Source organism: Candidatus Hakubella thermalkaliphila, from assembly GCF_013281975.1.
GTDB lineage: Bacteria > Actinomycetota > Humimicrobiia > Hakubellales > Hakubellaceae > Hakubella > Hakubella thermalkaliphila.
Genome location: NZ_BLRZ01000072.1, coordinates 1 through 10,172 on the forward strand (window position 1 = coordinate 1; position 10,172 = coordinate 10,172).

General features: G+C 48.6%; 9 protein-coding genes. All 9 read right to left on the minus strand.

The genetic code is table 11. The features are described from left to right. A partial coding sequence (gene dcd, locus HW443_RS07420; RefSeq protein ID WP_176238028.1) for a dCTP deaminase occupies window positions 1-439 on the minus strand: 439 nt, incomplete at its 3' end. A gap of 361 nt (window positions 440-800) precedes the next feature. Next, window positions 801-3,020, minus strand: coding sequence for an HD domain-containing protein (locus tag HW443_RS07425; protein WP_176231610.1), 2,220 nt, complete (start codon window positions 3,018-3,020; stop codon window positions 801-803). A gap of 89 nt (window positions 3,021-3,109) precedes the next feature. Further along, complete coding sequence (gene cmr6 / locus HW443_RS07430; protein WP_176231609.1) at window positions 3,110-3,994, minus strand: type III-B CRISPR module RAMP protein Cmr6; 885 nt, start codon at window positions 3,992-3,994, stop codon at window positions 3,110-3,112. Window positions 3,995-4,010: 16 nt separating this feature from the next. Next, window positions 4,011-4,391 (minus strand): type III-B CRISPR module-associated protein Cmr5, encoded by a 381-nt coding sequence (gene cmr5, locus HW443_RS07435; RefSeq protein WP_176231608.1) that lies wholly within the window; start codon window positions 4,389-4,391, stop codon window positions 4,011-4,013. A gap of 15 nt (window positions 4,392-4,406) precedes the next feature. Beyond that, window positions 4,407-5,360 carry a type III-B CRISPR module RAMP protein Cmr4 gene (gene cmr4, locus HW443_RS07440; RefSeq protein WP_176231607.1) on the minus strand — a complete coding sequence of 318 codons (954 nt, stop codon included), beginning with the start codon at window positions 5,358-5,360 and terminating at the stop codon, window positions 4,407-4,409. A 1-nt stretch (window position 5,361) separates the two neighbouring features. Continuing rightward, the gene (locus tag HW443_RS07445; RefSeq protein WP_176235710.1) at window positions 5,362-6,627 is read right to left on the minus strand and encodes a type III-B CRISPR module-associated Cmr3 family protein; all 1,266 of its coding nucleotides are present in this window, start codon (window positions 6,625-6,627) and stop codon (window positions 5,362-5,364) included. Further along, a complete protein-coding gene (gene cas10 / locus HW443_RS07450; protein ID WP_176235711.1) occupies window positions 6,627-8,630 on the minus strand; it encodes a type III-B CRISPR-associated protein Cas10/Cmr2 in 2,004 nt (667 codons plus the stop codon). The genes HW443_RS07445 and cas10 overlap by 1 nt, the downstream gene beginning before the upstream one ends. A gap of 8 nt (window positions 8,631-8,638) precedes the next feature. Further along, complete coding sequence (gene cmr1 / locus HW443_RS13945; protein WP_176235712.1) at window positions 8,639-9,811, minus strand: type III-B CRISPR module RAMP protein Cmr1; 1,173 nt, start codon at window positions 9,809-9,811, stop codon at window positions 8,639-8,641. A gap of 155 nt (window positions 9,812-9,966) precedes the next feature. Next, the coding region (locus HW443_RS13015) for a hypothetical protein (RefSeq protein ID WP_219857085.1) at window positions 9,967-10,172 on the minus strand (206 nt) is incomplete at its 5' end.

Sequence of the window (10,172 nt, forward strand, 5' to 3'; positions counted from 1 at the left end):
TGCCAGGATATATTTCCAGGGCAACCGGCCCTACATTAGTCATAAGAAAGAAGATGTGGCTATCCACGCCGGGCTGAATAAAGGCGGAAGCAATGTGGACAGACAATCCCAGCCGGGCAAATCGACCTCTGCTCTCCAGTTGTCCACACAAACGAGGTGGCAGTTTCACCTTTTCTTTGGTTACTGCCACCACGGTCTCACCGGGTAGAAGGAGAAAGTGGTCGCCTTCCCTAACTATCTTCCTTTCCAGTACCTCCTTCTCACTGCTCGCCTGTTCATCCACAGGAATAGTCTGATAAGTTCTTTTAAACATATGAAACTCGTTTCCAAGGTGTAGATCTATGGAAGCTGGGCCAACCTGGTCATATTTGAAGGGAGCTATGACGATGTTTCCAGCCTTAATTTCTCTTAATATTTCATCTTTGGTCAGTATGCTCATGTCTGGCCCCTTCTGATGCTTTATTCTATCGTAAACATATTTCTTTAGCTCCAATGTTCCTAAGAACATCGTTAATGAAACCAGTGTTGGAGGGTGGAGTGCCGTTAAAAAAGGGATTTCTAACCTTTGCTTTCAAGCTCTGTTTTTGAACCTCAGGGATAGAAGTGTCTCTCAAAAATTTGTCAAATGCCACCTTGTCCTTTGTAATTTTCCAACGTAATTTATATTTATCTCCGATGAATTCCGACCATAAGAGCGCAATCAAAGAGAAATAGCCTGAGTCCCTGGGGTCCATATTCTTGTCGACGCGCGCAACAATCTGATAGTGAGGCAAGTTTATTCCCCCAGCTAAGTGAACCTCTCAACAGCTCTCATCAATACCGTACTCAATGGTTACGCCAGACTCCTCGAGAATATCCTTCACAATGGTCTTTGCAGGGATGTCTTTTGCTGAATCCTCTTTCATTTCGTATTCTTCCCTCATGTTTCCTAGGAGTGCCCTCTTTTTCTGTGCAACCTCTTCCGGCCTCAAAGCAAGCTCCTCGACAATTTCTTGATCCACTTCAATATCAATAGTGAAACGGGTTTTGTGTCTGTCTCCATTATCTGATATTCTGTCCCCTCTTTGGGCGTCAATCAGTATCTGCTTTACAAAGACGTGGTCGGCATAGTGTTCTTTCTGATATTCCTTAAAATCTACTCGGAAGCGGGAGAGGACGTACTCAAATATCAAACCTGCGGTGGTTCCGTCGTAATTGCATTTTTGCTTGATTTTTGTAAGTACTCCCCTGAGCTGAGTAGTTGTCGCGTGCGTGGTGGCAGCTTTGGCAGTAACAGAATGGTCTTTGGATTCCCGCTTTCTGTAACCGTTGATACTGGATTGGATGGCTTGACTAAGTTCGGCAAAATCATTTTTTAGAATTCCCTTGACTATCTTTTCAAAAAGCCCAGCCCGGTTCTTCTCTTCCTCGGCCTCGGATCCGATCTGCGCCAGATGGAAATCTATTTCCATCTGGTCTCCAGAGCGCGCCCGTTGGCAGTCCAGGCTATCAATGATCCTCAAAAGGCAGACTAGCAGGGCCACGCGATTGGGTGACATCTGGTTGCCACGGAACTTTAAGGGCCATGCCTCGTTCCGCATCAGGGGAGGATATTCGTTCCTAAAATAGGGACACTTGTTATAGGGAGCTTCACCATCTCCGATGGGCATATCTTTTCTATGAAAGAGGCCGACTGTAGCGATTATTTCTAGAAAATCATCCCAGGTCGCCTGTAGCGTGTCTGCCCAACCGAGCCCCTCGTATAAGTCCTTGCTGACGTAGCTCGCTATGTCGTGATGCCTCAGGCGCTCATACCCGAGAATATGGTGATAGTCCCGGATCTCGGTAGGGAAAAGACGAATGGGTTTTTCATCACTGCCATAGATAGTCCCCAGAGTGTGACCGCAATCGTGGAGGTAAAGGGCACCCAACAGTATGAAGAGTTCCTCCGGTTTAAGGAAATTTGGATTATTGTCCAGGATGGGCAGAAGGAATCTTTCGGCGAGTTCGAAGAGGTCGTAGTGGTGCCGCAGGGAGTGATCGACCATCTCTGGGACACGATCGCCTTTCCAGATAAGGTGCCCAATCCTTACCAAACGATCAAATTTTTCTTTCAAATCATCATCAAGAGAGTCTAACAAGTGGGTTTTACCACTCGCCAGTTGCAACGGGCTCCGCCAGGAGAGATCGCGATAGACGGCTTCAAGAAAATTCCCCAAAGCAGATAGGCTAAATTTACCCTGAGGATCCCTCTCAAGCAGGCTCTGAAAATCATGGTCGAGCTGTTTGTACTGTTGGTCATCTGGATTATAATCCTTGCCAAGAACACCCTGAAGCCGAAATTTCTCCCGTACCCATCGTTCCATATCCAGTCCCAGAGGGATCTTAGGCAACTCCAAAACCCGAGGGGATTCCTCATAGACATAGCGAAGTGGAACTCCGTGAAGAATACCGACTAAAACCATGTAAGGGATGAGTGCCTTGTATCCACCAGTGGGCACCAGGATAACCTCATAACCTTCTGCTCTGTAATCTACAATGGCCCTGTGCAGGTAGTTCAGAAATTCAGGCAGCCCTGTCTCTTCAAAGGCTGGGTCTGTGGCTTTGCCAAGGCCTTTCACATACTCTATGCTCACGAAGTCATTGGGAAATGGTTGGTTAGTCGAATCCTTTTTGATTTTATCCCAATGTGTTTTAAAAATATTTTGGAGAGCATAAGCGCAGAGGATTCCCTCAGCAGTTTGTGTAGTAATCAGCACAATGCAATCCTCAGCAGAAAAGCCCGGGAATTTTCCTGTCTCGTCCCGCCAACGAAGGAGGCTACTTAACTCGGCCGATGCTTGTTCAAGGACACTGAAGTGAACATTCTTCAAGTCTCCGATTATAGTATCAAAATAAAGACAATAGGTGGCGTTTGTGAGGCCTGCCTCATGACTGGTCACTGCCTGGAATCCTTGGTTATGTAGATCGATTCTGGCATAGTTTATGTCCTGCCTGTGGCGCTTTTCGTAATTGATTACTAGAGAGGTACCAACCGACACCAAATAGCAACTCTTTTGGTTTTTGTGATTCACCGTCGAGACACGATTTTTCTCCAAGTTGCTAGATTTACTTGACATGCGGCAGACTCCTACTTTTTTGGTTTCTGGATTGCATTGCCGGAGATGCCATATCCCACTCGGGTCTTTCCTCCCGCACCTAGGGTTTTTAGGGCGCCCACTAGCCAGTCTTTAGCCTGATTAATAAGTTGCGAGCTACCGAAAACCGTGCTTTGTATGTTTGTATCTCTGGCGGCCAAGCCAAAGCAGAACCGGGTGCCTGCTTTCACCGCTAAAAATTTGATTGGGTTTGGATTGAGGTAATCAGCAGGAGGTGTCCCTCCTTCATTAGAATAGTACTCCTGATAATGTGGATTCATGATATCCACTTCAAAGGGACTGGGGCCATTCCATCTTTCAAGCACAGCATCCAAGAATATGACACCACCCCGGCGATCCTCAAACTTGGCGATGTTCTCACCGGGTTCAGCGGTCTGGGCACCAAAAACGGCTACAAAAGAAGAGTCCTTTTTGGCCTTGCGACGCTTTTGGGTATCTGTTCCAACCTTATACTCATAGAGGAGCGCATAGTCCTGGCTGATCCCCTTCAGGATGCTGCCTGGGATATAGGGCAGACCGTGGATGTGGTCTATGACAATACCATTTTCTGTGATGCTGGCGATGCCTAGACCAGCAGCCATCCTTGTCAGTAAATCCTGAGACCATGTGTCCACGGTGAAGCCTTGCTTCTGCAAGGCGGAGACAAGATTCTGCTGGCGGTGAAGTAGCGCCGCTGCACTCTGGGTATCCGCCCTCCTACAAACTAGCTCCAGACCGGCATCGGTATACTTAAACTCCTTAGCGCTATCGACTTCTATAAATCGGTAGAAGAGAAGGCCGGCGTGAAGTTTGGTTTGTTCTCTCTGAAGCCTTTCCCAAACCTCGAGTGTATTCTGGGGTAAAATGACTATGGACATTTTCTCCCTCTCAATCTCAGTCTTCTGGCAGGAGTGCCTCGGCTGCCCGTTTTAACCATGTCAGGTAGGCCAAGGCCTCTCTCATGGCCATACGGTATAGTTCAACATCTATTTCACCGAGAGATCTAAAGAGGTCTCGATGATTGCGCTGATTTGACGGCCACGGAAAGTTAAGGTCGTCCTTAAAGAACCAGTCCTCTAGTTTGTCGTAGATATCTCTGAGGTCATTTTTCGACCTATAGAACCCCACAGCCTGGATCAAACCACAGCTTTGCACCAGGGCTGGGAATCTCTGCACCCTGGAGCGGTACTCCTTTGTCTGCTTGTCTTGTGGGAGTCCGCTAATCTTTCTGTAGGCGTCAGAGGCCCGTCTCTGTTCGATGGTTCGCATGCTCATCGTTACTGTCCTCCTCTAGCTAAAGACTACATGGACCAAGCCACGGCCCACTGTCTGGTTGCCACCTAACCACAGGTAGGCTGGCCTCAAGGCTGGGGTGGTGTTATTAGTGATATAGTTTAGGACCTCATCCGCCGTGCTCAGCCCTGTTACTCCGCTCTTCAAGGGCTTACAGCTCAACAGAAGGCAGTAAAGAACTGATTCTCGGGGGAGATGTTCTTCCGTCCAAAGAGCTCCTTTCACCACTGTTCCCTTCTCGTCATCGATGCGAGTGCGGGTAATTACTTCCGTTGAGAACTCCACAAAGTCCCTAAAGGTATTGTCCGACATAACGGCCAGGCGAGCAGCAAGGTCAAGGGTAACACCTGACAGTTTACTGTCAAGCCATTCGGCTAGAGAGCTGACCTGCCCTTTGGGTACTGCAGTGAAGGTGAACTCCTCTAGAGTTATTTTCTCTGAGTGGGAGAGAATTTTACACTCGGAAATCTCTGCAGGTTTAATCGTCCAAACTTGGTCATCTGGAATCGACTCCGTAGTGAGGCTTAGCCAATCTGGTAGTGGGGAACCAATCAGGTCCTGGCCCAGGTGCTTCAGCACCTCTAAGTCCCGATAGAAACGTCTCAAGACAATTGGACAAGTGGTGTAGGCAAAGACCCCTTTCAGCGATCGGACCGGAAAGAGCAACAGGCGGGCTTCCTCAATACATAGCGCCCCGGCGTTCTCAGAAGCCTTCCTCTCGTCTGGTCCGAAGATAGTAAAGATTTCTGGATCTAGGTGTCCTGGCAGAAGTCCCTTACCATTTTCAAAGAATTCTCGCAGTGCCCCTTTCAGCCCGGAAGGTTGCAAGATGGGCAAGTTTGTAAAGCGCTCACGCTGGATTGGTAGGTCAATACCAGCTACTCCGGAGCCAGAGCCCGCATGGACGGGTGTCTCAGCGTAAAGAAACATCAATCTTCCTTGCTCATACATCTTACCAACCCCCTATTAAGATTAGCCCAAACCCTTCCTTGCCAGGACCGAGTTCACTGTCGGGCAGGACCTGGCCTTGCTCATCAGTCCACGGTTCTTCCGAACACCAGGACTTAAAATGAAGGGAATCCCAAAGGGCTTTTGCCCATCTTCTTCCCTCCTCTGGCCCTGGCCAGTTGTTGAAGTGGAAAAAATAGACACTACCAGGAGGAACGGCTCTGCGCATTGCCTTCGGCTGCCTCTTTTGGATGTCCCAGCCCCCGACTTCCATTTTCTTACCAAGGCAGGCACCAACCAAGCTAAAAGTTTGCTTCTGGCCATCTACCTTCAAGGTTCCTTGTACCTTTGCGCTTCTCAGACAGCAAATGTCCGGAATTGCTCCGCCTCGGAAAAGCCCAGGCGTGATCAAATAGGCTTTGAAGCGGCCGGTTTGGCTTATTTTATCTATCACTCTTAGTCTTGGAGTTTTCCACCAGGCCTTCTGGTCTTGTGGGTCATTGGGATCAATAAGCTTATGGTAAGCAGCAGGTCTTCCATCGCCTCCAAGTCTCAACAGGCCTCGATCAGGTATGGCTTCTCGAGCATCTATAAGCTCGACCAGAAGCCCCGCCAGAGACTTCTCATCCTGCAAACGATGGTGCTGAACTTGATATATCATCCCCGTAGCTACTGTTCGTAATCTGCGGTCTCTCTTAATACCAAGGCGCGGCTCGGAAAGGAAGAGATCAGCTATCAATTTGCTGAGATTACCTTCATCCTGCCCATCCTGCTCATGGCAGAGATACCTGACAAGAGATTCATCGGAGGTCATAAGACGATCTTGCACTTCTTCCACTATATCCGGGCATTTTGTCGTTAGCCTTTGTAAAGATACCCGGGATAAATCAGAGCAATCGGCCAGAGATTTTTCTTCATCAGGCTGGAGGTGCCACAAGGTATGTTTGTCCTTCTGGCGAACCAGATCGCGGGGAAAAGGAAGTAACACCAACATCGGCAATTGACCGTCACGCCCTAAGGTTGCTAGAAGAGGACCTTTAAGTATCATAGACCCAAAAGAGCTCTTGTCGCCCAGAACTGGATGTGGGCTCTTCTGCGCCAGGGAGTCTAATGAAACGGCAGCCTTATGAAATCCCTTGGCCCGAAGGGCACCGTAAACTGTCCTTGGCCAGGGAGGAAACAGCCCAGTAACCTCGGTATCCTGTCCGGCGTCAAAGGGAAGTCCGCTGCGATGAAACTGGGTGTCTAGAGGTCTAATGAACAGTCGCATCAATATCCACCTCCCCTGGCAACATAGAATGCAAGATCCATCAGGCCCACAAAGTCTTCAAAGCGTCTCTCATCGGGTCGCCCTACTGGCCCCCAGATCGCCTCATGGAGCCTTAATGTTCGATCTATCACGTTATCCGCAGGGTGTCCATTGGGATCTAACCAGTGTCGTCTAATCAGCCTCTTAATTTCATAATCACAGAGTTCTTTTGCTTTTGAAGGATCATGAGGCCATTTTCCATGAATGGCCAGGGCCTCCCCCCGAAGATCGTTTAGCCACCTGGGTGAAAGCCTTTTCTTACGGTAGGCATCTTGATGCGCTGCCAGGATCTCCAGAACTTCTATCCGTGGATTAGGATACCTCCATTTGGCCCTTGTTTGGCTCGGACTGCCCGAGCGGCGCAAAACGGCAACCGAGAAAGCATCCTTTCCCTCCATTTTTTTTGCATCCTCAAGGGCAGTGCGCGCTTCGTGCAGACAAAACCGAAGGCCATGTTGGTGATGGGCAACTACCACCCCCACACTCAGGGTAGGTGGACTGGAAAGCACACTTTGAAGAGGTCTCATCACCTGCTCTTCCCAGACATCTCGCAGAGCTTTTATAACTTTAAATAAGTCCTCCAGAGCCACAAAGGCAACTCCTTCATCCCCGCCGAAGTATACAACATGCCCGAGATGATCATCCTGCAATAGCTGGACAACACTTGCGCCAGCAAAGCCGGCAAGTCTGCCGCTGAGATCCCGATGATCCTGAAGACTGCTCACATTGGCCAGAACCCTACCCATGCTGTCTCCATCAGCGGACAAGATACAGAAATATTTAGTAGGAGGACGGAATACATCCCCTTCAAGGGACCGAAGCGCATTCACCACCTCCTCAAGCGACTCTTGGGCTTTGATTATGGGAGCGGGGTTGCCCTTCAAATGCACAAAGTCTTTAATCTTAACTCTCAAACTCTCGTAGGTATCCTCATAAAACCAGTCACCATCGAGATGGATTAATGACGGAAGAGATTTTCCATATTGCTTTTCAAGGAGTGGCATTGGATCAACTTTTTTGGGTTCTCCAACACGAGGGGCCAGATCCTCAACATCTTGTGAGAACTTAGAAATCAAACCTCGGTCTAATTGTGCAACCTTATCTCCAATTCGCTTTATGAATTCTGAAACTGCTACAGAACTCGTTGATGGAATATCCAAAATTTTACCGAAAACCCACTCTGGAGCTAACCTCTTCACCGTGCATACGGCACAAAGATGCTCTCCTTCCTTAAAACGGTGCTGAACTTCTCTGTTAAGCTTAAGTTTAAGGTCAGATTTCCAAAATTCTCTGATATCTGAACGATTTGGGCCGGTGGTGCTCAGATGTAGCGCCTGGCGGCTTCCACAAAGTGAACATTTATGGCCTGGTTCTGCCTCATCTGTCTCAAACCATCGGGTAGCCTTCCGCGCTCCGAAGAGGACCTCTGTTTCTCTATAGGTTTTCCCGTAGCTGGTGTCCGTACCATCCCATGGATGCCAGACATACAAAATCTCAAAGGTCCTTGAGATCTGTCTCTCCCAGATGGAACACCAGGTTGGATCCGTCCCCAGGGAATGGATTTGAGATTCAAGCTTTGACTTGACAATCCTGGCCACCTCTTTCCACTGCTCAATTACCCGAGTGGCAGAAGCCTCCAAAATCGTTTTTGGACTGTCCTGCTCTGAAAACAGTGCCATAAACCGGTTGGGGACTGTTGGTCGAAGAGCCTCAGCCTTAGGAGCTGTTGAAGAGGTCCACGGCAAGGGCTTTTGAGCCTGATCGTAAAGCGGGTTGCCAGAAATATCAGGAAATATAATGACATCTGACTCACCCCCAGTTTCCTGAACCACCTTTACCATAGCCACGGCGCAGAGATAGGAAAGCAAAAAGCTCCCAGACCAGAAATCCTGAGTTTTGCGGGCAGTATTTATGAACTCCTGAACAGGTCCGATCTGGAAAAGAGCAAGGAATTTGCTGTTCATAGTAACCCTCACAAAGTTCGTAAAAAATTATCAACAACGGTACGGTTTGGCTGTTGGACATCATGCGTGCTGACACCTTTGCCCCCGGTTTGGCGCAGACGGATCATCTCACCACCCGGCAAGAATTGCGACCATAGGAACAGTACTGCCACATAATGCTGATTACTGTTAGGCAATCGCCCGATTTTTATGAACAGAGCAGACCCTCGCCGTTCAGTCTCTGCTCCAGATGCGGTAACAGACTCCGGGATAAGCCCACGGGCCCCAGGGCTACGATCTCGAAAACGATAAATGATAGGCAATCCAAAACCAGCTTTAGTAATGGGGTTTGGACCGGAAGGGGGATAAGTACCGCTTGTAGCAAAAGTGTGTAGGGCCCGAGCCTCGTTATGGAATGGAGCGCCACTTCTAACTAGATCAGATTTACGAAATCTGGCTAACCGTTGACCGATATCGTCGGCTGCTTCTTCCCAGCCAGTATAGGTTTGATTTACAAGGACCTTTAAGGCTGATACTCCCCTGCGATAGGCGCTATAGTTTGGAATTCCTGTCGCTGCCGGAGCTATCAAGGAAATTCCCTGGTTGAGAAAATCTTGGATTTCTCCTCTAAGATTTCCTGTTCGAGGAGCCCATCCTTGACACATAAACTGGGGCAGGCCAGTGAGACCTTGGGGGAGGGTAATTTTCGTTATCTGGAAAGAGCCTGCACCTCGTCTGGAACGGGCGCCAATCCCACCGAAGTTCTCAAGCGACCAAAGAGCGGTGACGATCTCATGGAGCGCTTGGTCCCTGAAAAACCGGAATCGTAGGCTAACAGTTCTTCCGGGTTCAATCCAGCTAGCTCTTCCAGGAGATCCTCGTCCCATCTGATACATTGAGAAGAAGAGATATTTAATCCCATTTCGGCCAACGCTAAAGGCATGACCCCTGGATCGCCAGGCGAGACTCTGTAGAGGTTGGTCCAATTGAATAGAAAAACTGCATCTCTTTTGAGTATTTCCGAAGATCTCGCTTTCTGTCTCAAAAAGCCCCTCTGTCGTCGGGAAGGGTTGGAATGCCCTCCACCAGAAGCGAAGAAGACCTTTTAGAGAAGGTACGCGAAACTCAGAAGAGTTGCGATTATCTTGTCCTGCTATGAAGGCTGGTGTAACAAATTTCAGGGTGACCGGCACCTCAACCATTGCTTATCCTCCTTACATAATTCCACCTAAGTACTACGAGAAAACATACAAGCAAGCTTACTTCCAGCAATCAGGATAACAACAGGGAGGCTACCTCAGTGGCGCCCTTCCTAAATGTAGCTGAACTGTTATTTGCATACCTTAACTCCATGGGCTTAAAACACCTTCCTAAAGATAAACCCGATAATTTTGAACGGCGAAGTGAAAATAGCCTTCAAGGCATCATACACAAACCTTGCCACTACGTCTTCCGTCACCCTTCTCCCAAAAAGCAATCTAAGGCATGCGTATAGTCCAATAAGCAGTACAAACAAAGCGAATATTGGAACTAAGAGGCCCTCCATTTCTGTCCTTGCCGGAT